This is a genomic window from Agrobacterium sp. 16-172Ci (genome assembly GCF_053522725.1).
In genome coordinates, this window is sequence record NZ_JBNWBW010000005.1 from 87,534 (window position 1) to 112,343 (window position 24,810).

General features: G+C 58.0%; 21 protein-coding genes. 4 read left to right on the forward strand and 17 right to left on the reverse strand.

Annotated elements, in window-relative coordinates; translation table 11 throughout:
* Positions 1-92: 92 nt before the first annotated feature.
* From ACQZ40_RS07865 to ACQZ40_RS07920, 12 genes are all read right to left on the reverse strand, one after another.
* Positions 93-1,952: a rhamnan synthesis F family protein gene (locus ACQZ40_RS07865; RefSeq protein WP_448747711.1), complete on the reverse strand. Its 1,860-nt coding sequence runs from the start codon at positions 1,950-1,952 to the stop codon at positions 93-95.
* Positions 1,949-2,794, reverse strand: a complete 846-nt coding sequence (locus ACQZ40_RS07870) for a glycosyltransferase family 2 protein (protein ID WP_448747712.1) — start codon at positions 2,792-2,794, stop codon at positions 1,949-1,951. Before ACQZ40_RS07870 ends, ACQZ40_RS07865 begins: the two co-directional genes overlap by 4 nt.
* 2 nt (positions 2,795-2,796) lie before the next feature.
* Positions 2,797-4,062 (reverse strand): rhamnan synthesis F family protein, encoded by a 1,266-nt coding sequence (locus ACQZ40_RS07875; protein WP_448747713.1) that lies wholly within the window; start codon positions 4,060-4,062, stop codon positions 2,797-2,799.
* A gap of 180 nt (positions 4,063-4,242) precedes the next feature.
* Entirely contained in the window at positions 4,243-5,109 is an 867-nt protein-coding gene (gene rfbA, locus ACQZ40_RS07880; RefSeq protein ID WP_443406468.1) for a glucose-1-phosphate thymidylyltransferase RfbA, read from the reverse strand.
* Positions 5,106-5,999, reverse strand: coding sequence for a dTDP-4-dehydrorhamnose reductase (gene rfbD, locus ACQZ40_RS07885; RefSeq protein WP_448747714.1), 894 nt, complete (start codon positions 5,997-5,999; stop codon positions 5,106-5,108). The genes rfbA and rfbD overlap by 4 nt, the downstream gene beginning before the upstream one ends.
* A gap of 4 nt (positions 6,000-6,003) precedes the next feature.
* The gene (rfbB, locus tag ACQZ40_RS07890; RefSeq protein ID WP_448747715.1) at positions 6,004-7,059 is read right to left on the reverse strand and encodes a dTDP-glucose 4,6-dehydratase; all 1,056 of its coding nucleotides are present in this window, start codon (positions 7,057-7,059) and stop codon (positions 6,004-6,006) included.
* A 2-nt stretch (positions 7,060-7,061) separates the two neighbouring features.
* Positions 7,062-7,631 (reverse strand): dTDP-4-dehydrorhamnose 3,5-epimerase, encoded by a 570-nt coding sequence (gene rfbC / locus ACQZ40_RS07895; protein ID WP_174037814.1) that lies wholly within the window; start codon positions 7,629-7,631, stop codon positions 7,062-7,064.
* 184 nt (positions 7,632-7,815) lie between these two features.
* Positions 7,816-8,712, reverse strand: coding sequence for a MurR/RpiR family transcriptional regulator (locus ACQZ40_RS07900; protein WP_448747749.1), 897 nt, complete (start codon positions 8,710-8,712; stop codon positions 7,816-7,818).
* Between the two features lie 97 nt (positions 8,713-8,809).
* On the reverse strand, positions 8,810-9,772 hold the full coding sequence (locus ACQZ40_RS07905) for an ABC transporter substrate-binding protein (protein WP_448747716.1): 963 nt from the start codon (positions 9,770-9,772) through the stop codon (positions 8,810-8,812).
* 7 nt (positions 9,773-9,779) lie between these two features.
* Positions 9,780-10,820, reverse strand: a complete 1,041-nt coding sequence (locus tag ACQZ40_RS07910; RefSeq protein WP_448747717.1) for a FecCD family ABC transporter permease — start codon at positions 10,818-10,820, stop codon at positions 9,780-9,782.
* Positions 10,817-11,860 carry a FecCD family ABC transporter permease gene (locus tag ACQZ40_RS07915; RefSeq protein ID WP_448747718.1) on the reverse strand — a complete coding sequence of 348 codons (1,044 nt, stop codon included), beginning with the start codon at positions 11,858-11,860 and terminating at the stop codon, positions 10,817-10,819. The genes ACQZ40_RS07910 and ACQZ40_RS07915 overlap by 4 nt, the downstream gene beginning before the upstream one ends.
* On the reverse strand, positions 11,857-12,669 hold the full coding sequence (locus ACQZ40_RS07920; protein WP_448747719.1) for an ABC transporter ATP-binding protein: 813 nt from the start codon (positions 12,667-12,669) through the stop codon (positions 11,857-11,859). The genes ACQZ40_RS07915 and ACQZ40_RS07920 overlap by 4 nt, the downstream gene beginning before the upstream one ends.
* Before the next feature lie 282 nt (positions 12,670-12,951).
* Here ACQZ40_RS07920 and ACQZ40_RS07925 point away from each other — a divergent pair, with 282 nt between their 5' ends.
* Complete coding sequence (locus ACQZ40_RS07925) at positions 12,952-15,123, forward strand: TonB-dependent siderophore receptor (protein ID WP_448747720.1); 2,172 nt, start codon at positions 12,952-12,954, stop codon at positions 15,121-15,123.
* A 38-nt stretch (positions 15,124-15,161) separates the two neighbouring features.
* On the opposite strand, the gene ACQZ40_RS07930 is transcribed toward ACQZ40_RS07925, so the two are convergent.
* The 5 genes from ACQZ40_RS07930 to ACQZ40_RS07950 form a co-directional block, all read right to left on the reverse strand.
* The gene (locus tag ACQZ40_RS07930) at positions 15,162-17,228 is read right to left on the reverse strand and encodes an ATP-dependent helicase (protein WP_448747721.1); all 2,067 of its coding nucleotides are present in this window, start codon (positions 17,226-17,228) and stop codon (positions 15,162-15,164) included.
* Positions 17,229-17,553: 325 nt separating this feature from the next.
* Positions 17,554-18,291: an ABC transporter ATP-binding protein gene (locus ACQZ40_RS07935; protein ID WP_020809290.1), complete on the reverse strand. Its 738-nt coding sequence runs from the start codon at positions 18,289-18,291 to the stop codon at positions 17,554-17,556.
* A complete protein-coding gene (locus tag ACQZ40_RS07940) occupies positions 18,288-19,133 on the reverse strand; it encodes an ABC transporter ATP-binding protein (protein WP_448747722.1) in 846 nt (281 codons plus the stop codon). The genes ACQZ40_RS07935 and ACQZ40_RS07940 overlap by 4 nt, the downstream gene beginning before the upstream one ends.
* Positions 19,120-20,019 carry an ABC transporter permease gene (locus ACQZ40_RS07945; protein ID WP_080818987.1) on the reverse strand — a complete coding sequence of 300 codons (900 nt, stop codon included), beginning with the start codon at positions 20,017-20,019 and terminating at the stop codon, positions 19,120-19,122. The genes ACQZ40_RS07940 and ACQZ40_RS07945 overlap by 14 nt, the downstream gene beginning before the upstream one ends.
* Positions 20,016-21,044, reverse strand: coding sequence for an ABC transporter permease (locus ACQZ40_RS07950; protein WP_003521789.1), 1,029 nt, complete (start codon positions 21,042-21,044; stop codon positions 20,016-20,018). The genes ACQZ40_RS07945 and ACQZ40_RS07950 overlap by 4 nt, the downstream gene beginning before the upstream one ends.
* A gap of 206 nt (positions 21,045-21,250) precedes the next feature.
* On the opposite strand from ACQZ40_RS07950, the gene ACQZ40_RS07955 reads away from it, so the two are divergent.
* From ACQZ40_RS07955 to ACQZ40_RS07965, 3 genes are all read left to right on the forward strand, one after another.
* Positions 21,251-21,964, forward strand: coding sequence for a FadR/GntR family transcriptional regulator (locus tag ACQZ40_RS07955; protein WP_003521787.1), 714 nt, complete (start codon positions 21,251-21,253; stop codon positions 21,962-21,964).
* 67 nt (positions 21,965-22,031) lie between these two features.
* Positions 22,032-23,012, forward strand: a complete 981-nt coding sequence (locus ACQZ40_RS07960; RefSeq protein WP_080858007.1) for a mannonate dehydratase — start codon at positions 22,032-22,034, stop codon at positions 23,010-23,012.
* 126 nt (positions 23,013-23,138) lie between these two features.
* A complete protein-coding gene (locus ACQZ40_RS07965) occupies positions 23,139-24,677 on the forward strand; it encodes an ABC transporter substrate-binding protein (RefSeq protein WP_448747750.1) in 1,539 nt (512 codons plus the stop codon).
* Positions 24,678-24,810: the final 133 nt, after the last annotated feature.

Sequence of the window (24,810 nt, forward strand, 5' to 3'; positions counted from 1 at the left end):
TGCGGGCCAGCATTTGACGTGCTGGCCTTCGAGACGGTCGCTGTTGACCCGTGATCAAATCAAAAAATGCGTGATGATTTCTCTATCGCGGACTATTTCTGACCAGGTATAAGATTTTGCTGGAAACCTTCTTCAATGAGAAAATTGACGACTTCCGGTATACTCCCGTCAGCAGTTGCATCCTTGATAATTTGAGTTTTTACAAAAGGAAATCCTCTTTTGATTAACTCTCTCCAACAGTGGATTGAAGGATTGTGATGCCAATTCCCACGGCTGCCGTCAGTTTCATAGAGAGGGCCACATTTTAGTCCCGCATGGATTAATTTGCTCGTCATCCCAATTTCATACAAAGCGATAATGCGGCTTTTATCTTGCCATGCGAGAACTGAATCCCAGAATCTGCGGACTGTTTGAGACTTCAAGGCTTTTTGGTTGAGATGGATAAAATAGCTCTGCAGGTGACGTCTGCCGATTGTGCTATCAGTCAATCCAGTAACATCGTAAGGAGAGGCAGATAGTTGGCTGAAAAGCGGCTTCAGGGAAGGCTGTTTCGGTATCATGCTGTCATTGGCAAAAAGTAGCGTTTCTGCCTGCCAAATTTCGGGGCGTTTCCGCAGCGCGGCTGCCCAGAGGGCGAAATCATGACCGTCATTTGCTCGAGCGGCAAAGCCATCACAGAATTCCTCTCCAGGGTCTTTGCCATCTTTTGGAGACGTGAGGCTCACGCCAAGACCATAAATGTGAAACCCCTGCTCCTTAAGTGCCCGCATGTAAGCCAGCGCGTGAGGCGCGAACCGACCATCCTCTCGGAGCAGTCCGACGAATAGACAGCAGTTCTTGTTCGCTGGATTTGCAAGTGGGCGATGCTCCACCCATTCGGCTTGCACGACGGAGTGGCCAATAATTTGGTCGCCAGCATTTACAGGTATGGAACTTCTTGCGAAACCTGCTTTCTCAACGATGGCCGGCATGAGCTTAAGTAATGTGTCGGCGTCATAGACGCCACTATCGACATCGGCAGACTCGATATTCATAGTTTTTAACCAAATAAGCGCGGATTTGCGCACTAGACACACTGCCGGAAAGGAAGGGCGGTTATCTATCTCTGCTAGATCGAGATTCAAGAGTTGCGCGAGCCGCCTGGTTTTTCTTTCGTTTTTCTTTCCGCTTCGACTACTGTCGTCGACGTCCCAGGTCAAAAGCCCAATTCCAGGATTGCTCCGCATAAAATTCCATGCGGGGCCTAGTTGAGAGTGGACTTTACCAAAACGCTGCTCGAGTAAATATTGAATCGCGGGTCGGCTGGCTTCAGAAAATTTCTTTTCATTCGCCAGAAAAACGAATTCGCCATCGTCGCTATTAATTTCGTCAAGGAGGTCTTTTAGCACGGCAGCGGAAAAGAAATTGTCTTTTACCGGGGTGAATGGCAAAGAACCATTAACTCCTTTTGCCAGTCGAAAGTTATGAAACGCCAACCGTTCTATATTGGAGGCCGCCTGGATCATAAATCGCCCGAAGGTTATTTCACGTAGCTGCACTCCCGTAGAGGTTCGGACGTCTGGCCAATAAGTACCTTGTTTGCGCCGTATGTCGTCGAACATCTCTCTTAACTTTATCCCGATCGGGCGGCGCTTCCTATTTCTCGGTATAGTAAATACGTCAATAGGAAAGGTGGACGTAAATTTAAGCGTATTGCTTCCATTGATAGTTCTTACCACAAAATACGATTTTTCTTTTTGTAAATTCAGTAAGTATGCTTCTTTTTTTCCGCCCGCGTCGATCTCTACAGCGCATAGGCCGACTCCTCGCGTTTTTACCACAAAATAGTGCTTGTTTATTGTTGATATCGTAATTTGTTTTGTAAACATCAATATTCTTCGCTCGCTACATTCGCTCTTATCTTGTCTTCTATTTTTTGCTACGCTTTGAGGGAGGCGCGGTATTTTCTTCATGTCGCCTTGCGATATGTGCTGATGATACCCTGGAAGAATCCTAGGGCTTTAGCGCGACGCCGAGGTGAAAAAAGCATTGCAGGCGAAAGAAACAAAAATACGGCTTGGCAGAGTGTCGACAAAAACGGGAAAGGTCGCTTGTGCTTTTTTCCCGTATAAATTCTCGATCTAGCCATATGGTAAGCTTTGAAACGAGCAATTTCGGGTGAGCGACCTGACGAGTGTCCGCTAGTATGCACTATGAGTGCATCCCGAATAAACATAAGCGGCCCAATTTTCGCGAGCCTGAGCGAAAGATCATCATCCTCATGGTACAGGAAGATATTTGGGTCGAATCCTTTGGAATCGTCAAATATCGCTCTCGAAACGAAAATCGCTGCTCCGCTCAATGTAAAAACAGGCCCGTCTTGAGCAGGCCAACCCCGGGGCATATATTGCCGGCGTGTTAGGAGCCAAGAGCGCCGTTTAAAGTAAGGTGTAGAGTCACTATTCGCAATTCGAGGATTGAAGGCAGAAGCAGCCGGGTAGCGTTCGGCTGCGATTAGCAAGGCCTCAATAGCGCCCTTGGTTAACCTTGCATCTGGATTTAGAAACAATAACCAAGGCGTGGTCGCGGCCTGTGCGCCGGCATTGCATCCGCGCCCAAATCCTTCGTTTTTATCAAGTTTTATGACACGTATGTTGCGGTTCTCAGGAAAATTATGGAGCCGACTATTCCCGCCGTTATCCACGAGTATGACAGGTGTCAACTCAGGAACGGACGCAATCATTTCGCGGACAACATCCTCGCTTCTATAGCACACCGAAATCACAGTTACATCTGCCGCGGATAAATTTGGCACTCTCAAATAAACTCCACCATCGATGTTGTTCCGTTGCGCAGTGTTGGCTGTGTTGCTGCGACTTTGTAGCCTGCTTGCTTGACAATAGCTGAAAAGGTACGTTCCAAACCATGTTGGAGCGTCCCCTTCTTGGCTCCGTTTTCCGGCTGGAAATCTTTGATACCTATATTGGCACGGTCGAGCAGCTTGAATGCTGCCGGGCGAAACCAAAACATCGTTCCCACAAAGAATTGCGTGTCCTGAGGGTCGAAGGTCACATCCGCTCGTTTAAATACCTCGCGCATGTGACCCAATTCGTTCTTTATGTATTGCGATACAGGTTTACCTCCAAGCGGCAAACTCAAGTTTCGTGGGCCCACGAGGCCCAGTTCGGGATTTTCGGAAAAGCACTTTAGTATATGTGTGCCGGCACCATCCGCTAAAAGACAGGCAAGCGTATATCGCCGAATTCGGTGTCCGGAGATAGTTTCGTTGCCATTCTTTCGGGACAGCTTACCGTGAATTTTGCAAACGGCGTCGTAGTTCTCGAAAGCTCCCTGCTTCAAAAGCTCCATGAACGGGCCGACATCCCGGCCGCGATTTTCCATGTGGATGATCCGGGCGTTTGGAAATGCCGTAAGCACGTCGTCCTGAAAATTAAAATCTTCCGCCGTCACGCTGATGACGACGTCCATGTGCATCGCATTTTGAAGAAGGTTGGACTTAATTTCGGGCCATGTTTCCATATAGTGGAGATGAACATAAACACAGGCCCGCACAGGTGGATGCGACAGAGCGTTTTCAGCAAAGCCTGTTAGCGGCCATCCCGCATCTAACCAATCCCACCCGTTGTGCTCTTTCGATAAATCATCAAGCCCATATAAACGCAGAGCGCGATATTCCACATTGGCGAATGCCGCTGATTCCGCCGCCTGTTGATCACCAGAAAGACAAAGAAGCTTCTCTCCGGGGCCGAAATTTTGAAGTCTATGGCGCTGAATGGCTGCCCAAGCTTTTTGTAGTGAAAAGAATTTCTTGGAGACAGGTATAAAGTCGATACTTGTTTCCTCTTCGACGGGCTTGTTAGCTAGAAAACGAACATTTGCGGCTTCGACGGGTTTCTTTAAATTCAGGGCGTAGCGCAATTGGCCGTTGCTTAAATCCAGTCTGCAACACCTTTCAACATCATCCGTATCGAGAAGTTCAATCGCTCGGACTTCAGGATCAACATTCTGAAACGAGAGTTTGTAATATCCGGGTTCAAGAGAAATTTTCTTCACTTGAGGCATCTGACAGTCCATCTCAAAGTGCCGTTTAGTCAAAAAAGAACGGGCGGAACGGAATGCGTCCGAACGTTTTGGCGATCTTTATCTGGATAAGCATGTGTCGACGTTCATGCTCTTGATGCAACCTCAGTTGAGTTGGGTAGGGAGCGCGCCCTCCTAGTGGTTTGATGCAGCGAAAGCAGATCATACATGCGCAAGTTTACGCAAGTAAACGCCATAATCGCCCTTGCCCGCTTTTTCGGCGATTTCGACAAATTGCGCCTTAGAAATGAAGCCTTTGCTCAAGGCGATTTCTTCCGGGCATGCAATCTTGAAACCCTGTCGCTTCTCCAGCGTCCGCACGAATTCACCGGCTTCAAGAAGACTCTCTGGCGTGCCAGTATCAAGCCACGCGTAACCGCGCCCCATGATGGATACTTTCAGCTTGCCACGCTCGAGATAGGTTCGATTTACATCCGTAATCTCGTATTCGCCGCGCGCGGACGGTTTGAGATTGGCGGCGATATCGACCACGTCGGCATCGTAAAAATAAAGACCGGTGACCGCCCAGTTGGATTTGGGTTTCGCCGGTTTTTCCTCGATGGAGAGGGCGCGCATTTCACTATCGAAATCGACCACGCCATAACGTTCGGGATCGTTCACATGATAGGCGAAGACCGTAGCGCCGTCGTTAACGCTTGTACCAGCCTGCAGAAGTTCTGGTAATCCATGGCCGTAATATATGTTGTCACCCAGGATAAGGCAGGACGGCGAACCCGCCACGAAGTCCGCGCCGATCATATAGGCCTGCGCCAGCCCATCCGGGCTCGGCTGGACCGCATATTCAATGGAGAGACCCCATTTTGAACCATCACCCAGAAGAGACTGGAAAAGCGGCATGTCATGGGGTGTCGAGATAATCAAAATCTCGCGAATGCCGGCCAACATCAGCGTGGTCAGCGGGTAGTAGATCATCGGCTTGTCGTAGACCGGCAGGATCTGCTTCGAGACCGCCAATGTCATCGGATGCAGGCGCGTGCCGCTGCCTCCGGCCAGAATAATACCCTTCATGGCATTTCCTTTTTGCTCTGCGCAAGAGCGGTGACTACCGCGCGCGTTGATGTTTGCCAGCTCGGCAGTTTTATGCCGTAAACCTCTTCCAGCTTGCTGCAATCAAGCCGCGAGTTTGCCGGGCGCCGGGCCGGGGTAGGGTATTGCTCAGTCGTGATATCGTTGACGACAATGGACTTTCCGCCGTTTTCCGAGGAAAGGGCCAATATCTGTTTCGCGAAATTCGCCCAATTCGTTTCACCGGTTCCAGACAGATGAAAAACCCCCCGAAGAGGGGCCGAGGCATCTTCCACGAGCTTTCTGGCGATTGTCACGACCGCGGCAGCGATATCGTTGGCCGAAGTAGGGCATCCGAACTGGTCGGCAACGACGTTAATTTCGTCGCGATTTTCGCTCAGCCGGAGCATGGTCTTCACGAAGTTGTTGCCATACTCCGAATAGACCCATGCGGTCCGCAGAACCACATAATTGTCGGTGGCCTCCGAAACGGCTCGTTCGCCTTCGAGCTTCGAGCGGCCGTAGACGGAAGTGGGGCCTGTCGGATCACTTTCGACATAAGCGGTGTCCTTGGTGCCGTCGAAAACATAATCCGTAGAAAGATGAATGACGGGAATGCCGATGTCACTTGCCGCTTGTGCAACAGCCCTTGCTCCATCCCGATTAACGGCAAAAGCGATATCCTGCTCGCTTTCTGCCTTGTCGACGGCTGTATAGGCTGCAGCCGATACCACGACATCGGGTTTTACCTCGCGTAGCGCCTTCAAAACAGTTTCAGGCTGTGCAAGGTCGAGTTCCGGCCGACCAAGAGCCACGATTTCCAGCTCGTCACTCGCCAATGCCTGGAGGGCGCTGACGACCTGACCATTTTTGCCCGTAACTGCCAGCCGCATTCGCTCAGCCCTTTGTCAGAACGCCGAGGCGTTCTCCGGCGTAAACACCCTCGCGAAGCGGCTGCCACCACCACGCATTGTCGAGATACCATTCCACCGTCTTGCGGATACCGGTAGCGAAGTTCTCCTGCGCTTTCCAGCCGAGTTCGGTTTCGAGCTTGGTCGCATCGATGGCATAGCGAGCATCGTGGCCGGGACGATCCGTCACATATTTGATAAGCTCGGCATAGGGCTTAGATTGTGGGCGCAACTCATCGAGAATGGAGCAGATGCAGTTGACTACATCGATGTTCTTCTGCTCGTTTCTGCCGCCGACATTGTACTTCTCGCCGGCAAGACCTTTCTGGACGATGAGCCACAGGGCGCGGGCATGATCCTCCACATAAAGCCAGTCGCGGATGTTCGCGCCGTTTCCATAGACCGGCAGAGGCTTGCCTTCCAGCGCGTTGAGAATGATCAGGGGAATTAGTTTTTCCGGGAAATGGAATGGTCCGTAATTGTTGGAGCAATTGGAAATGACGACCGGCAGCCCATAAGTACGCTGCCAGGCCGTAGCAAGATGATCGCTTGCGGCTTTCGAGGCGGAGTATGGCGATGAAGGGTCGTAGGGGGTTGTTTCTTCAAACAGGCCGTTGTCCCCGAGTGAGCCATAGACCTCGTCGGTTGACACGTGGAGCATGCGGAAATTCGCCTTGGCGTCTTCCGCAAGGCCGCTCCAATATTGGCGCGCCGCCTCCAGCATCGTGAAAGTGCCGTTGATATTGGTTTGAATAAAATCGGCGGCGCCGGTTATGGAGCGGTCGACATGGCTTTCAGCGGCCAGATGCATCACGTAGTCCGGCTGAAATGCCGCGAATGCCTCATTCATGGCAGCTCGGTCACATATGTCGGCCTGAAGAAAGCGGTGGTTCGGCGCATTTTCGATCGGCTTGAGGGACGCCAGATTTCCTGCGTATGTCAGCTTGTCGACAGTGAGAACATCCGCGCCAACCTCGCTAACGAGATAACGTACGAGGGCTGAGCCGATAAATCCGGCGCCGCCGGTAACTAGAACGCGCATCATCAGTTCCCAGTGTTTTGGTAAGTGAAATATTCAGGCAATTCCGACAGAAGCGGCTGCTTTGCATCCTTGTCGGAAAGGACGCAGCCTTCCAGCTTCGGCCAGTTGATGCCGATGGCGGGATCATCCCATTTGACGCCGCGGTCATTGGCTGCACTGTAAGGGGCCGTCACCTTGTATGAGATGACCGTGTTGTCAACGAGCGTCATGAAGCCGTGGGCAAATCCCGCCGGAACCCATAGCTGCTCGCCATTTTCGGGTGATAGCTCGACAGCCGCCCATTGTCCGAAGGTGGGCGAACCTGTTCTGATATCGACAGCGACATCCAGCAGCCGTCCCCGAATGCAGCGAACGAGCTTGCCCTGTGCAAAAGGCTCTGTCTGGAAATGAAGCCCTCGTACGGTTCCGGCCTGCGCGGAGAGGGATTCATTGTCCTGCACGAACTCCACATCCGCTACATTTTCGCGAAACCAATCCCTCTTGAAAACCTCGCTGAAGTACCCCCTGCTGTCGCCGAAACGCGCCGGAGTTATCTTTTTCAAGCCTGATATCGAGAATGCTTCTAGTTGCACTATGCGGATCCTGTCTGGTCTGCCTACTCAGGGTGATATGGCTTTATCGGTAAGGACAGTCAATAACGCTTTATTGATCGCCCACACAAGAGCGCCGGAAACTCCATCGAACAGTATCCAGAAAGCTTGTTTGATTACCGCCTACTTTTTCGTCTGGATAGGGGTGGGGAAGAGTTCCAGAAAGCTAAACCCGCTTATGCGGCCTGATCGACGTCCGCAGTTCCACCAGCCGCTCTAGCGTCTCAAGGCTTCGCTCGGGGCAGGCGGCGGAGAGGGCCAGGGCCATGGTTTCCATGGCGATGAAGGTGGGGGCGTGGAGCGCCACGCCTTCGTTTTTGGCGCGGGGCAGGAAGAGGCTGGCGTTGGCGTGTTTTTTGAGCACGCTGTCTTCCTGGCCGAGCAGCATGATGATCGGGATGTCGAGGCGACCGGCTTCGGCTATGGCGGTCTGGGCTTCGCGGTGGGCGCGGCCGTGCAGGAGCATGATGAGGACGTGGCCGTTTTCAAGCTCGAGCAACTGTTCGGCAAGTGCGATGCCGGTGGCGTTGAGCGCATAGGAATGCACGCCTGAGCGTTGGAATAGCCTTGCCGCATAGGTGGCGATGATGCCGGAGGCGCCGATGCCGAGCACGCCGATGCCGCGCGCTTGCGAGAGAAGCCGCACGGCCGCCGCCATGGCTTCGCGGTTTTCTGCGCTTGAAAGCATCTCCAGCGTGTTCTTCTGATTGTCGAGCACGAAATCTATTGCCGCATCGCAGTTGCCGGATATGGATTTTGTCGTCGCCGCCATTTTTTCGACGGGCGAATCCGTCACGCCCAGATAGGCCTCCAGCGTTTCCTTGAGATCGACCAGCCCCTGAAAGCCGAGCGCCTGTATGGCGCGGATGACGGTCGCATCGGATGTATTGGTCTCGAAGCCGATTTCCAGTGCCGATTTGGCGAGAACGGCATGGCGGTGGCCGTCAATATATTCGGCAACGGCAAGCAGGCCCGGCGACAGGCGGTCGCGGCGCTTGCGCAGCTGCTCGCCGAAGCGGTCGGTGCGCCGAAGCCTTGATATGTGCGTTTCGCCAGCCGGCATGAATTCTTCCGTGAAGCTGAGTTTTCTACTCTTCTTCACGAATTAGCAGCGCGCCACGCCGGCAGGCAAGCGCTTTTGTCCTTAGTGATCGTCGCCGTCACTTTTCGTGTGCTGGCCGCACCGTCAAATGGGACTGGACGGCGGAGACCATGAGGCTGAGCGCGGCATAGGAGTTGGAAATCGCTTCCTCGCGCGGCAGGAGGATGTAACGGCCGTTGCGGCAGGCCTGAAGAAAATTGCAGAAACCCGGCATCACGGCTTCCATCATGTCGATTTCCGCCTGCGGCGAAGCGCCGGTATCGGAACGATAGGGATCGAAGATGATATCGGCATCGAGTTCCGGCAGGCGTTCGGCGCTGATCTCGATACGGTCGCCTTCCGGAATGGCGTCGATGATGGCGGGGAAACGAAACCCCGCGTCCCGCAGCACGCGCCCGAGTGCGCGATAGGTGTGGTAGACGCTGATCTTGCCGTTGAGCGGCTGGAACACCGAAACGGTGATGGCGCCGGTATCGACCGATGCCTTCAGCGCCTCGATCTGCGCGCGGTAGCGCCGGTCCAGCACGGCAAGACGCGCCTGCGTACCCGTCAGCTCTGCCAGTACTTTGTAAATATGCGGCGCGCCGTCCTTGGTATTGTCGATGGCGACGGTGGGGGCGATCTGCGCCAGTTTTTCAACGGGGGTGGGGCGATCCGGTTCGGTCAGTATGAGATCGGGCTTGAGGGCGATGATCGCCTCCAGATCGGCATTGATGGAGCCGATATAGGCAATGTCGCTATTGTCGAAATCAACACCGGTCAGAATGGCGCTGGAGCGCAGATAGGGTTTGCCGTCCGCCCCCATGCGGCCATGGCTGCCCACAGGCGTCACGCCCAGCTCGATCAGCGGAATGGTGAGGTCGATATCGTGCAGCGTCACGATACGTTTCGGCTTTGCCGGAATGGAAACGCTGCGGCCGAGGTCGTCGGTAAAGCTTCGGCTGGTCTCCTCGGCTTGAGCGGTGACTGTGCCGAGGAGAAAAGCGGCGGCCGGGAGAAGGGCGAGAAGTGTTTTGCGCATGGAGGACCTATAGGCGATGCCGGTGGAACCAGAGAAGGGCGAGGAGCGTGGGTGCGCCGACGGTGGAAAGAACGAGGCCGGTTGGCAGCTCCAGCGGTGAAAAGGCGGTTCGGGCGATGGTATCGGACGCTGCGACCAGAATTGCGCCAGTCAGGCCAGCGCCCAAGACAAGCCCGGGATAGGAGCCGCCGGGTAACAGAAGCCGGGCGATATGCGGCCCGATCAGGCCGACAAAACCGATGCTGCCGGTGAATGAAACGCAGGATGCGGTGAGGCTGACGGCAAGCGTGACATGAAGCACCGAAAGGAGGCGGCTATGGACGCCAAGCGCCGTCGCCGCATGATCGCCCAGCGCCTGTACGTCGGCGGCGCGCGCCGTTAACAGCAGCAGGCCCAGGGCAATGACGAGGATGACGGAGAGGATTGAAACGGCGGTCCAGCTTGCGCCCTGCAGGTTGCCAGCCATCCAGATCATCGCTGTCTGCAAATTGCGAATATCGAGCGATGCCATGAGGATAAGCAGCAAAGCTGATAAAAACCATGAAAAGCCGATGCCGGTCAGCACGAAGCGCAGGCGCGAGGTGGCGCCGGAGAGCGTGAGAACGATTATGGCACTTGCCATGCCGCCGGCAATACCTGCAACGGGGCGCAACATGACCGGCAGGGAAGGCAGCAGGAACAGGCAGCCCAACACGGCAAGGGATGCGCCTTCGCGCACGCCGAGCAGGCCGGGATCGGCAAGGCCGTTGCGGGTCGTAGCCTGCATGATGGCGCCGGCAATGCCGAGCATGGCGCCGGCCACCATCGCAAGCGCCAGACGCGAGAGCCGGAAGTCGAGAACCACGAGTGCGTCGGTCATGGCGGCATCGGTATTGGCTGGGGTGAAAAGCGACCACAGGGCGGAGGTGGGAATATGCCGGCTCCCGGCGGTGAGCGACCAGAGGGCGACAAGCATGAGGCAGAGGAAAAGCGCCAGCAGAATGGCGAGCCGCGACGGCATGACGCGGACGGAAAAGCGCCCCAGTCGGAGAACCCGGTAACGGTTCATTTCAGCACCCTGCGCACCAGCCAGAGAAAGACCGGCGCGCCGACAAGGCCGGTCATCGCGCCGGTGGGCAGTTCTTTCGGCAGGAGAATGAGGCGGGCGGCGAGATCGGCGGCGATCAACAAAACCGCGCCGCCGAGTGCAGCGATGGGTATGGCAAGCAGAAGCCGACCCGTTTTCAGGCGTGCGACGAGTGGCGGCACCACCAGGCCGACGAAGCCGATGGGACCGACGACGGCGATGGCCGCGCCGCAGAACAACGATATGGAGACAAGCGCCAGAATCCGCGTCGAACGGATCGGCACGCCGAGCGCTGCGGCAGCGCTCTCGCCCAGCCCCAGAAGATCGAGCCGGGGAGCGACGGCGAAAGCTAGGATAAGCGCGATCGCGGCCGCGGGCAGGGCGGCGGCGATGGTTGTGATCGAAACGCCGGCCGTATCGCCCACCAGCCAGAAACGCATCTGCTGCAATGTTTCCTCATTGAGAATGAGGATGGCGGAGGTGACGGTTGCGGCAAGCGCGGAAAGCGCAATGCCGCAAAAGACGAGTTTTGCCGGCGTCAGCCCCTGCCGCCCGGCGGAAGCAAGGAGAAGCACGAGCGAGAAGCTGATGCCCGCGCCCGTCGCCGCCAGCAATGGGCGGAACAGCGGCGTTGCGATCAACCCGAGCGGCAGCACTGTCGCCAGAACTACAGCGAGGCTTGCCCCGGCATTCAAGCCCAGAATATGCGGCTCGCCGAGCGGATTTCGAAGCAGGGTTTGCAGCAGAAGCCCCGCTGTTCCAAGGCAGGCCCCGGCCTGCATCGCAGCCAGCAGACGCGGCAGGCGCAGGCGCATCAAAACCTGCTGGTCGAAATTGCGGGCGTCATAAGCGAATATCAGGTCGTGCAGAACGTTCGGCGCAATGGGGCGCGGGCCGGTGGCCATATGCGCCAGCACCAGAAGCAGCATGGTGAGCAGCAGGAGAAGTGCTGCCGCGAGCGTGCGGCCATAGGCTCGCTCTCTAAGGGCAAGGGTGCGTCCGCTGGTTCCGTTGGGCATCATACAGCGCTGGCCCGTCCGGGCAGGGGAAGAAATACCGGCCGCGCCGTCACCGGATGTGTGAGCTGGGCAACTGCCATGTCGAAGACATCGGCAATGATGCCGGCATCGCACGCCGCCGCTGTTTCCAGCCGGTGCCGCAGCCGCCCGTCCTTCAGGAAAATCAGGTGATCGGCATATTGCAGGGCAAGATTGATGTCGTGGAGCACCGCCACGATCGTGCGGTTGTGGCGGGTGACGAGGCCGGCCAGCATGTCCAGCACCTCTATCTGGTGGTGCAGATCGAGAAAGGTCGTAGGCTCGTCGAGAAGAATTATATCCGTCTGCTGCGCCAGCGCCATGGCGATCCAGGCGCGCTGGCGCTGGCCGCCTGAAAGGCTGTCGACCGCTCTTTCCGCCAGCTCGGACATTCCCGTCACCGAAAGCGCCTCTTCCACTGCGCGGGCGTCTTCCTCGCTCCATTGCTTCAGAAATCCCTGATGCGGGTAACGGCCGCGGGAGACGAGATCGAAAACCGAAAGCCCCTCCGGCGTATGGTTCTGCTGCGCCAGCATGCCGAGCTTCTTCGCCACCTCCTTGGTCGGGTGGCGGAAGATATCGCTGCCGTTGAGAAGAATATGGCCCCGCGCGGGCCGGTGCAGGCGGGCAAGCGCGGAGAGAAGTGTGGATTTTCCAGAACCGTTCGGGCCAAGCAGAACGGTGAAGCGGTTCGGCGTGATATCGATGGACATATCCGCAAGCACCGGCGTGTCGCCATAGGCAAGCTCGATTGCCTGCGCCGCAAGGCCTGTATCCGTGCTTATGGGTCTCATGCCGTCGTTCAAATTCGTCACCGTCTGAATGCGTTGCCACCAGAATTATTGATGACTGTAGTAGTCAAGTATATAGCGTTCGAAAAAGCGGTTTTTGCCGGTCGATTTGAACAAAAAGCGGCTGTCATGGGCTGAAATGACACGCCAGGAAGCGCGAATGCGACCTTCAGCACCGACGTTTTGCCGTGCTGAAGCGGAAATAAAGTTGACTACTACATTCATCAATTGAAAGAGCGGTGCATCGTCGCGATGACGATTTGGGACAGCCGGGGACAAGACAGGATGCATGACGGTTCGATGATCATTGGGGTGCGCTCGCGGGCGCTGCTGGCGTTTCTTCTGGCCGGGGTCGCCCTGCCTGCTTATGCGCAGGAGGGTGCAGCACCGAAGAAAAATGCTGATGGGACGACCGTGCTCGAAACCATAACCGTCAATGCGGATGTCAAAAAAGGTGCGCGCGGTTATCAGCCGGTGACGACGGGCACGGCGACACGCACCGAAACACCGCTCCTCGATATTCCGCAATCTGTCAATGTGGTGACGTCCGAGGTGCTGCGCGATCAGCAGGCGCGCTCGCTGGACGATGCGCTGGCCAATGTCAGCGGCGTCACCCAGGCAAATACGCTCGGCGGTACGCAGGATGCCGTGATCCGCCGTGGTTTCGGCGATAATCGCGACGGGTCCATCCTCGTCAACGGGCTGAAGACGGCGCTGCCGCATTCCTTCAACGATACGGTCGAGCGGGTGGAAGTGCTGAAAGGCCCGGCCTCCACGCTTTACGGCATTCTCGATCCCGGCGGCATGGTGAATGTCGTGACGAAGAAGCCGGAAGACACGTTCACGGCGCAGGCCTATTCGCGCTTTTCCGCTTATGGGGCGGGCAAGTATGGCACATCGGGCGGTTTCGATGTCACCGGCCCGATTGCGGGCACGGATTTTTCCTATCGCCTGATCGGCGAAGGGGAAAACAGCGATTACTGGCGTAATTTCGGTGAGAAAAAGAACTGGCTGATCGCACCTTCGCTGAAATGGAGCGGCGAGGACACCGATATTACGGTTTCCTATATGCATGAGGACTACAGCGTGCCGTTCGATCGCGGCACGATCTTCAATCCGGCGACCGGCAAGGCGATCAATGTCAGCCGCCGCCTGCGCCTCGATGAAGCTTATAACATCACCGACGGTAAATCCGATCTGGCGAGCATCGCCATAGACCGCCAACTCTCCGATGACTGGAAGCTGTCGCTGAATTACGCCTATAGCCGCAACGAATATTCGGACAATCAGGCGCGCGTGATGGGTTATAATTCCCGCACCGGGCAGGTGACGCGACGGGCCGATGCGACGCAATATTCGACGATCTACAATCACGCGCTGCGGGCGGATCTGACGGGCGAGGCCGAAATCGGCGGGCTGCGCAACGATCTGCTGTTCGGCGCGTCTTACGATTACAGCGATACCCTGCGCACCGACATGCTGCGATGCGCGAATTCCACGAATTTCAACATCAACAATCCGGTTTATGGCCGCCTGCCGGTCTGCACCACGGTAAGGGCGGTCGACAGCGACCAGACGGAACAGCTCTCCACCGCCTCGATCTATATGCAGGACGCCCTGCACCTTAACGATCAATGGATCGCGGTCGGCGGTTTGCGTTACCAGTATTACGACATCTATGCCGGCAAGGGCCGTCCCTTCGTCGTCAATACCGAGAAGCATGGCGGCGAGCTCATTCCCAATGCCGGCCTCGTCTACAAGCTCACTCCGAATGCCTCGCTCTATGCCAATGTGGCCAAGACCTTCCGTCCGCAATCATCCATCGGCGCCTATTATGGCGGGCTCGATCCGGAAGAGGGCATTTCCTACGAAGTGGGCGCGAAGTTCGATCTTTTCGCCGGGCTGAACGCCAATATCGCCCTGTTCAATGCCCGCAAGCGCAATGTCGCCTATTCGGAAGATGTCGGCGGCGTCTCCACGGTGAAGGCCGCCGGCCTCGTCCGTTCGCGCGGTGTGGAGGTCGATATTGCCGGCAGCCTGACCGACGATCTCGATCTCATCGCAAGCTATGCCTATACGGATGCGCTGGTGCTCGAAGATCCCACCTATGCCGGCAAGCGCCTGCCGAATGTGGCGCGCCACACCGGCTCGCTCTTCCTTGCCTATGATGTCGGCGAGGTCGGTCCGAACGGTAATACGCTGCGCATCGGCGGCGGTGTGCGGGCGGTGGGTGAGCGCGCCGGCATCAACGACAATTCCTATAATCTGCCGGGCTATGCGGTCTTCGACGCCTTCGCCACCTACACGCTTCAGTTCGAAAAGCCGGTGACGCTGCAGCTCAATCTGAAGAACATCTTCGACAAGACCTATTACACCTCGTCCATCGGCTCCACCAGCTATGCCAATGCCGTAGGCGAGCCCTTCAATGTCAGCCTGACGGCCAGCGTGAAGTTCTGACATCGCCAGTCATGAGAGCGGGGTGAACGCTCCGCTTTTTACTTCCACATGGCCCGCATCCGCGCACCCACATCGATTCGGATCTGCTGCGCGCTGCGCTCCAAAGCGGCGGCCGACACCAGTGGCCAGGTTGCCGTTTCAAAGAATTGCAGCAATGTCGCCGGGATGAAGCGGGTTCTTGCGGCGTAAACATGCCGGTCGCCCTGCTGGTTCTGCCCGCCGGTGAAGAAACGTTGCGGCGTGATCAGCGACAGGCTGTCCTTGGCGCGCGTCATGGCGACATAAAGCAGCCGGCGTTCTTCCTCCAGTTCCTGCGTGGTGCCGACCCCGAGATCAGAGGGAATGCAGCCGTCGACCACATTCAGAATGAAGACGGAGCGCCATTCCTGGCCTTTTGCCGAATGGATGGTGGAGAGGCTGAGATAATCCTCGTCAAGCAGCGGCACGCCGGCCTGATCGCTGGTGGCGTCGGGCGGATCGAGCGTCAGCTCGGTCAGGAAGCGCTCGCGTGAGGGGTAGCCGCCGGCGATCTGCTCGAGCTGGAGCAAATCGGCCTTGCGGGTGTCCGCATCCTCATGGATGCGTTCCAGATGCGGTTCGTACCACAGTCGCGCCTGCCCGATCTGGCCCGGCCAGTCGTTCGGCGCCTGTCGCAGGCCCACCAGCATTTGCGTGAAGGTCGTCCAGTCGTCGCCGGTCTTCGGCGGCGGCGGAATTTCGGCAAGGGCAAGCAGCGGCTCGGGGTCTGTCGCAATCGCATCGAGAATATTGCCGGCCTTCTTCGGGCCGATGCCGGGCAGCATATGTAGCAGCCGAAAACCGGCGACGCGGTCGCGCGGGTTCTGCGCGAAACGCAGCACGGCCAGCATGTCCTTCACATGGGCGCTGTCGAGGAATTTCAGGCCGCCGAATTTGACGAAGGGGATGTTGCGGCGGGTCAGTTCCACCTCGAGCGGGCCGCTATGGCTGGAGGTGCGGAACAGCACGGCCTGCTGTTTCAGCGTCATGCCGGTTTCGCGGTTGGCGAGAATCTGGTCGATGATGAAATTCGCCTGTTCGGTCTCGTCCTTCACCGTCACAAGCTTCGGGCGCTCCAGCGACTGCCGCTCGGTCCAGAGGTTCTTGGTGAACCGCTCGCGCGCCAGATCGATGACGCCGTTGGCGGCCGCCAGGATCGGCTGCGTCGAGCGATAGTTGCGGTCAAGCGTGATGATGTCGGCGGCAGGGCTGAAGGAAGCCGGAAAATCGAGGATGTTTCGCACCGTCGCCGCCCGAAAGGAATAGATCGATTGCGCATCGTCACCCACCACGGTCAACCCGCGGCCACCGGGCTTGAGCGCCATCAGCACCGAAGCCTGAAGCCGGTTGGTATCCTGATATTCGTCGACCATCACATGGTCGAAGCGGTTGCCGATATCGTCTGCAAGAACGGGGTCGCTGACCATCTGGGCCCAGTAGAGCAGAAGATCGTCGTAATCGAGCACGTTCTGGACCTGCTTGGCCTCGACATAGGCTGCAAACAGCTCTTTCAGTTCACTCTCCCAGTTGGCGACCCAGGGATAATGCTGGCGCAATATCTCCTTGAGCGGCGTCTGGGAATTCACCACGCGCGAATAGATCGCAAGACACGTACCCTTCGTTGGAAAGCGGCTTTCGGTTTTGGAAAAGCCCAGCTCATGCCGTGCGAGGTTCATCAGGTCGGCGCTATCCTCGCGGTCGTGGATGGTGAAATCGATGTTAAGCCCGATCTGCTCGGCATAGATGCGCAACAGGCGCGCGCCGATGCCGTGAAACGTACCGGACCAGGCCAGCGCGTCTGTCATGATTGCCGAATTCGCCCCGATAACGTGTTTGCAGATACGCTCGACCCGTCGCGACATTTCCGTGGCGGCACGTCTGGAAAACGTCATCAGCAGGATGCGGCGGGGATCGGCGCCATTCACAATCAGATGCGCAACACGGTGGGCGAGCGTATTGGTCTTGCCCGAACCGGCCCCGGCGATGATCAGCAGCGGCCCAGCCGTGTGCCCGTCTGCCAGCCCAACGCCATGCTCCACCGCCCTGCGCTGCTGTTCGTTGAGCTTTTCCAGATAGGCAACCGCCATGCCAGCAATCCTTAGATAACCTGCCTGTCCTCACCGGTGAGAACCTTCTTGTTCAGAGATGGCAGTCGTCGGAATGTCCGGCCATTGTCTGCCCTGTCGTCGCAATGATTAGCAAAGACTCAAACAGCAATCCAGAACAAATGCTGAACGCATTGTTCCGGTGGTTTGCGCGCAGTCGGTGGTGAGATTTGTCGGCCCAAAAGGTCGCCCGTCCCCTGCCTGCGATTGGCCGCTGCCGGGCAGGCGAAATCCCCGAAATTGCGCCACGGGAGAAGGCGGGGCGGCCGTGGATGGGCCGCCCGGTGTTGCCGTCGGGCGGTGATCGTTACAGGAAACTGCTTTCGAACAGCTCGCCTGAATAGGCCGAATGGGTAACGCCTGCTTCAAGATCGGCCTTGGTCAGCTCATCGACAAAATCGCCGTTCTGCATGACCAGCACCCGGTCGCACATATGGGCGATGACCGCGAGGTCGTGGCTGACGAGAACGAAGGTGAGGTCGCGTTCTTCGCGCTGGTCGGCAAGCAGGTTCAGGATTTCCGCCTGGATGGAGACGTCGAGCGCGGATGTCGGCTCGTCGAGCAGCAGGATCGGCGGTTCGAGGATCAGCGCGCGGGCGATTGCCACGCGCTGGCGCTGGCCGCCGGAAAGTTCATGCGGGAAGCGCTCGGCGAAATGTGCGGGCAAGCCCACCTGTTGCAGGGCGGCAGGCACTTTCGACCAGCCATCGCCAAGTCCCATGGCGCGGATCGGTTCGGCGAGAGCCCGGCCGATGCGGTGGCGCGGGTGCAGCGAACCGTAGGGGTCCTGAAACACCATCTGCGCCAGTTTCAGTTCGTCGCGACTGCGGGTCTTGCCGACCGGTTTACCGTTAAAGCTGATGGAGCCGGTCCAGCCGGCCTCCAGCCCCGCCAGCGACCGCAACAAGGTCGACTTGCCGCAGCCGCTTTCGCCGACGATGCCGAGCGTTTCACCCCTGTTGACCGTGAGGCTGACGCCGCGCACGACGTGATTGCGGTTTTCCTTTGCGCCATAGACGACGTCGAGCTTGTCTACCGTGATCATCGCATCACCTCCGCATCGATGGCCTGACGGTCCAGCACCTTAAGACGCCGCACCGGATTGCGGGGATCGGGCATCGCCGCGATCAGGCCCCGCGTATAGGGATGTTGCGCATCCTCCAGCTTCGTCAGCGTTTCCACGACGCGCCCGCCATACATGACCAGCACGCGCTCGCAGAAGGCCGCGACCATGCGGATGTCATGGCTGATGAGGATCAGGCCGGAATTATTCTCCCGCACCATCTCGTCCAGAAGCAAAAGCACATCCTTGCGAACGCTGACATCGAGGGCCGAGGTCGGTTCGTCGGCAATGACCAGCTTGGGCTTTGCGAGCAGCATCATGGCGATCATCACGCGCTGGCCCATGCCGCCCGATATCTGGTGCGGATAAAGCGCCATCACGCGGTCGGGATCGTTGATGCGCACGCGCAGCAACATGTCGCGTGCTGCATTCCTGGCCGCCTTTCCGGTCAGCGCCAGATGCAGTTCGGCGGCCTCCGCCACCTGCTTTCCGATGGGCAGCACCGGGTTCAGCGAATAACGCGGGTCCTGCATGATAAGCGCCATCTCGCTGCCGCGGATCGCGCCCATCTGCCGCTCGGATTTTTCGAGCAGCGGCTCGGACAGGAAATCCATCCGCTCCGCTGTCACCGTGGCGCTTTTCGGCAGGAGCCGCATGGCGGCCCGGCCGGTGGTGGATTTTCCCGAGCCGGACTCACCGACGATGCCGACCCTTTCGCGCCCGACGTCGAAATTGACGTTGGACACGGCCGGGATGGTGTTGCGGCCGAAACGGACATTGAGGTCGCGGACCGAAAGGATGGGGGAGCTATCAGGAACGGGCATGACGCGGATCCAGAAGGTCGCGCAGCGTATCGCCGGCGATGTTGAAGGCAAGGCTCGTCAGCAGGATGGCGATACCGGGCATGACGGCGACCCACCAGTAGTCGAGCATGAACTTGCGGCCGCTGGAGATCATCGCGCCCCATTCCGGCAGCGGCGGCTGGGCTCCGAGACCAAGGAAGCCGAGTGAAGCGGCCGTCAGGATGATGCCGGCCATGTTCAGCGTCAGGCGAACGATGACCGAGGGAATGCACATCGGCGCAATGTACAGAAACAGGATGCGCAGCGGCGAGGCGCCATAGAGACGGGCGGCGGCGACGTAGTCTGTATTGCGCACGACAAGCGCTTCCGCACGGGCAAGACGCGCAATCGGCGGCCATGCCGTCAGCGAGATCGCGATGATCGCCGTACCGAGGCCGGCGCCCATGGCGGCCGCAAAGGCAAGCGCCAGCACGAGCGAGGGGAAGGACAGGACGATATCGGTCGCGCGCATCAGGATCGCGTCGGTTCGTCCGCCGAAGAAACCGGCCATCACGCCAATGGCAAGGCCGATAGGACCGACGATGACCGAGACCGACAGTACGGTCTGGATGGTGATGCGGGTGCCGTATACGAGGCGGCTGAAAATGTCGCGGCCGAATTCGTCGGTTCCGGCGAGATGCGCCCAGCTGGGAGGCTGAAGCGCGTTTTCCAGAGCCTGGCGCGCAGGATCGTAAGGCGCAATGAGCGGTGCGAAAATGGCGACCAGAACCAGAATGGCCAGAATGGCAAAGCCGAACATTCCAAGCGGTTCGTCCGCGAGCTTTCGAAGTGTCCGCGCGGTGGTAGTCGAGATGCGCGACAGGGCGCTGGGACGATCAACGGTATTGTTGTGCGCGATATCGGTCATCGTGCGGCCTCCCGTGTACGGGGATCGAGCGTGGTGTAGGCCAGATCGGCGAGGAAGTTGAGCAACATGAAAATGAAGCCGATGACGATTGTGGCGGCCAGAATCGCATTCATGTCGCCGATGAGCAGTGCATTCGTCATATATTGGCCGATGCCTGGCCAGGAGAAGACGATCTCCGTGACCACGGCGCCTTCCAGCAGGTTGCCATAGGAGATCGCCAGAACGGTGATGAGCTGCACGGCGATGTTGGGCAGCACATGGCGGGTGATGGTGCGCGCGGGGCTGACACCCTTGGCCCGCGCCGCGATGACATAATCCTGGCTGAGCTGTTCGAGGGTGAAGGCCCTCGTCATGCGGGTAATATAGGCCATGGCCATATAGGCGAGGATGATCGCCGGCAGGATGATGTGTCCAAGCGCGTTCCAGAAGATTTCCGTCTCGCCCGCAAGGAGGGTGTCGACGAGCATCAATCCCGTCTTAGGCTCAACGAGACCTTCGTAAAAGACATCGACCCGGCCGGGGCCGGCGACAAGGTTGAGATTCGCGTAGAAAATCACCAGCCCGACGATGCCGAACCAGAAGACCGGTATCGAATGTCCCACCAGCGCAAACACGCGCGCGAACTTGTCGATGAAGGTGTCGCGGAAGAGGGCGGCGGCGAGACCTAGTGGGACGCCGACGACCGTCGAGATGATGATCGCCAGCGTGGCGAGTTCGAAAGTGGCGGGGAAAGCCTGCGCCAGATCGCGGGTAACGGGGTTGCCGGTCAGGATTGCAATGCCGAAATCGCCATGCAGCAGCCCGCGCAGATAGATGAAGAATTGCTGGTAAAGCGGCAGGTCGAGCCCCAGCCGCGCTCGCATGGCCTCATAGGCCTTGGGATCGGCAAGTTCACCGACGATTGCCCCGACCGGATCACTCGGCATAACCCGGCCGATGATGAAGGTGATGCAGAGCAGGATGAAAAGGCTGACGATCAGTTGCAGAAAACGATGTCCAAGCCCGCGCAGTGAGATTTCCGTCATTGCTGGCCGCACTTCCCTGTGAGAACGCCGTCAGCGGCCGAGGCCTTGCGCGCTGCTCGCGGCAGACGCGCAATTCTTCTTTGCAAAAACTCTTGATGGTACTTCATCCCAACTCCTCCCTGAGCTAACATGAAAACATATGATGTGCGGCTATGTCATAATATGAGTAGCGAAGGGATTCGCATTCTGCAAGAGGGAAGAGTGGCATGATGGGCGACAAAGCAAGGCCGCGGGAGAGGCGGGCACAACAGATCATCGATAATCTCAGCGCAGAAATTCGCAGTGGAAAACTGAAAAACGGTGATCAACTTCCCACCGAACCGGAGCTTGAACGCAGCTACGGCGTGAGCCGCACCGTGGTTCGCGAGGCGATCGCGGATTTGCGTTCCGCCGGCTATGTCGTTCCCATCCAGGGCAAGGGTGTTTTCGTCAGCAATGCCAGCGAATGGGCCGGCGTGAAACTGACGCAATCCGAAGTCGGAACCATTGCCGAAACGCTGGAAATGCTGGAGTTCCGGCTTGCGACGGAAGGGGAGGCGGCGGCAATCGCCGCCTATCGCCGCACCGCCCAGCAGGAGGCCGCAATCTCTGCGGCGCATCGGAAAATGGCCCGCGCCATCGATGCGCGTGAAACCACCGTCGATGCCGATTACGAGTTTCACACGGCCATCGCGATCGCCACGAATAACCGCTTTTATCTGGAGGCTCTGCGTCAGTTCGGCTCGCGCTCCATACCGCGCGGGCAGTTCCCGACGCTGCCGGAAACCGGCGATGCGAATTATCTTCGCAAAGTGCAGGCCGAGCACGAGGCAATTCTGCGCGCCATCGTCGAGCAGGATCCGGAAGCGGCACGAAAAGCCATGCGCGAACATATGCTTGCGAGCCAGCGCCGATACAGGTTGCTGTCAGAAGCGCAATAGCATCTCGACACTCATCTTATTTCATGCGATGTCATATGATGACTTGCATGGAGAGAGGAGAGAATCGATGTATGTCGGCACCCAGGTTGCTGCGCGCGATGACGAGGATTTTAAGGTTTGGGCGCAGCTCGGCGTCAAAAATATCAACGCGGATCCGCCCGGAAAGCCCGCGAGCTGGACTTTCGAGGACTTTGAGCGCCACCGTGACAAGGTCGAAAGCTTTGGCCTTGTTCTCGACATGGTGCAATTGCCGCTGCCGTCGCGGCCCATCGAACAGGCGTCGTATCCCGATATCCTGCTTGCCGGCCCTGATCGCGACCGGCAGATCGATGCCGTCTGCACAATGATAGAGAATATCGCCAGGGCCGGAATCCCTGCTGCGAAATACAATCTCAACCTCATCGGCATTCCGCGCACCGAAATGGAGCGCGGCCGTGGCGGCTCGCTCAATGAGGCCTGGCGCTGGGACAAGGCGGACCATGATGCGGCACCGGGTCTCGCGGGCGTTCTTTCCGAAGACGAGAACTGGGAACGCATCGACTATTTCCTCGAGCGTGTAGTGCCGGTTGCCGAAAGCAACCGCGTGCGCCTGGCATGCCATCCGCATGATCCCTATACGCCGCCGGGCTACCGGGGCGTTACCCGTGTTCTCGGCACGGTCGACGGGCTGAAGAAATTCGTGCAGATGCGCGAGAGCCCCTATCATGGCCTGAATTTCTGCCAGGGGTCGATCGGCGAGATGCTCGACAATCCGCGCGAGGAAATCGACGACATCATCAGGTGGTTCGGCAGCCGCGACAAGATCTTCAATGTCCACTTCCGCAATATCAGCGGCGGCAAACTCTCCTTCATGGAGACGTTCCCCGATGAGGGCGACATGGACATGGTGCGTTCGCTGAAACTCTATCACGAACTCGGTTATCGCTACATGATCATGCCAGACCATGTGCCGACGATTGCCGGGCGCGATGCCGTCGGTGTCGCTTTCGCCTTCTGCTACGGCTACATCGCCGCCTTGATAGAAGCGCTTGATAACAAACATCTTTGACCGTTCTGGCCCGCGACGCCCCGCTGCGTCGCGGGCTTTTTCCCAAACGTGAATTACCGATCTGTAGGAGGAGCAGGTATGAGAAAATCATTGATCCGTCTCGCACTCACCACGGCCCTTGGCGCCATGCTGGTGCAGGCAGCGCCAGCCGTGGCCAAAACACCGAATGACCAGCTTGTCATCGGAACCTCGCTGGCTCAGGTGCTGTCGCTTGATCCGCATCAGGCCACCGAAGGAAAAGCCAACGAAATCATGTCCAACCTCTATGACCGTCTTATTTCGGTCGATGGTTCGGGCAAGGTTTCACCGCAGCTTGCCGAGCGCTGGGAGATAGATGACAAGGGCATCACCTTCCATCTTCGCGAGGCCAATTTCGCCTCGGGCAATCCGGTAACCTCGGCAGATGTCGTCTATTCGCTCAGCCGGCTGTTGAAGATGAACCAGGCGGCCGCAGCCAACCTCAAGCGCGTTGGTTATAATGCCGATAACGTCGACAAGCTGGTGAGCGCGCCGGATGAAAAAACGGTACGCATCGATCTTTCCGGCGAAACGACGTCCGAGCTGCTTCTTTACCGTTTGGCCATGGTCATCGCCAGCGTCGTCGACAGCAAGGAACTCAAGTCGCATGAAAGCAATGGCGACTGGGGCAATGGCTGGCTGAGAACCAATTCCGCCGGTTCCGGTCCCTTTACGCTCAATCGCTGGTCACCGAATGAGATCATTATTCTCGAGGCCAACAAGAATTATGTGGCCGGCAGCCCGAAAATGCGCCGCGTCATCGTGCGGCATGTGCCGGAAAGCCAGGTGGAGCGCCTGATGCTGGAGCGTGGCGATATCGACATCGCCAGTGCGCTGACGGCTGCCGACCTTGCAACCTTCAACAACAAGGAAGGCTTCCAGATCCAGCGCGTGCCGACGGGCGGCTTTTACGTCCTGTCCATGAATGCCGGCAAGGAACCTTTGTCCAACCCCAAGGTCCGCGAAGCGATTGCCTATGGCATCGACTACAAGGGCATGGAAAAGACTATCATGGGCCCCTATGGCCGGGCGCGCACGGTGCCGGTGCCGGAAAACTTCGAATACGCCATTCCGAGCCCGGACTGGAAGCTCGATGTGGAGAAGGCGAAGGCGCTCCTCAAGGATGCCGGTTATGAGAACGGCTTCACGCTTAATCTGAAGACGATCGCGCAGACGCCGCGTATCGATCTCGCCACCGCGATCCAGGCCTCACTCAGCCAGATCGGCATCAAGGTCAATATCCAGCAGGGTAACGGTTCGGACGTGATTGCCGCCCACCGCGCGCGGGATTTCGATCTGCTCATTCCGCAGACCGGCGCCTATATGCCGAATGTGCTGGGCTCGATGGAGCAATTCTCCAGCAACCCCGACAATTCGGTGGCCGCCAACAACGCCGGCAATTTCGTCTGGCGCTCGGCCTGGGACATTCCGGAACTGACGGCGCTCACGGCAAAGGCTTCGCTGGAGCCGGACGCCAAGAAGCGCGGAGAAATCTACACCCAGATGCAGGAAATGTTCGTCGCCCAGAAGCCGGCGGTGCTGCCGATGTTCGAGAGGTTCGAGCCGATCGTGCTGAATGCGCGCGTGAAGGATTATGTGGGCCATCCCAGCCAGACGACCCGGCTGGAAAAGGTCACGAAGGACTAAGGGCGAACTATAGTCTTTGGAACCTGCGACGGGCGGTTTTACCGCCCGTTTTTTTATCGGCGGTTAGGTCCGTACCCCTGAAAGCGTCCTCCATGACGCTCCTCCGGCTCTTCGCGGACAGGAAACTAGTCGC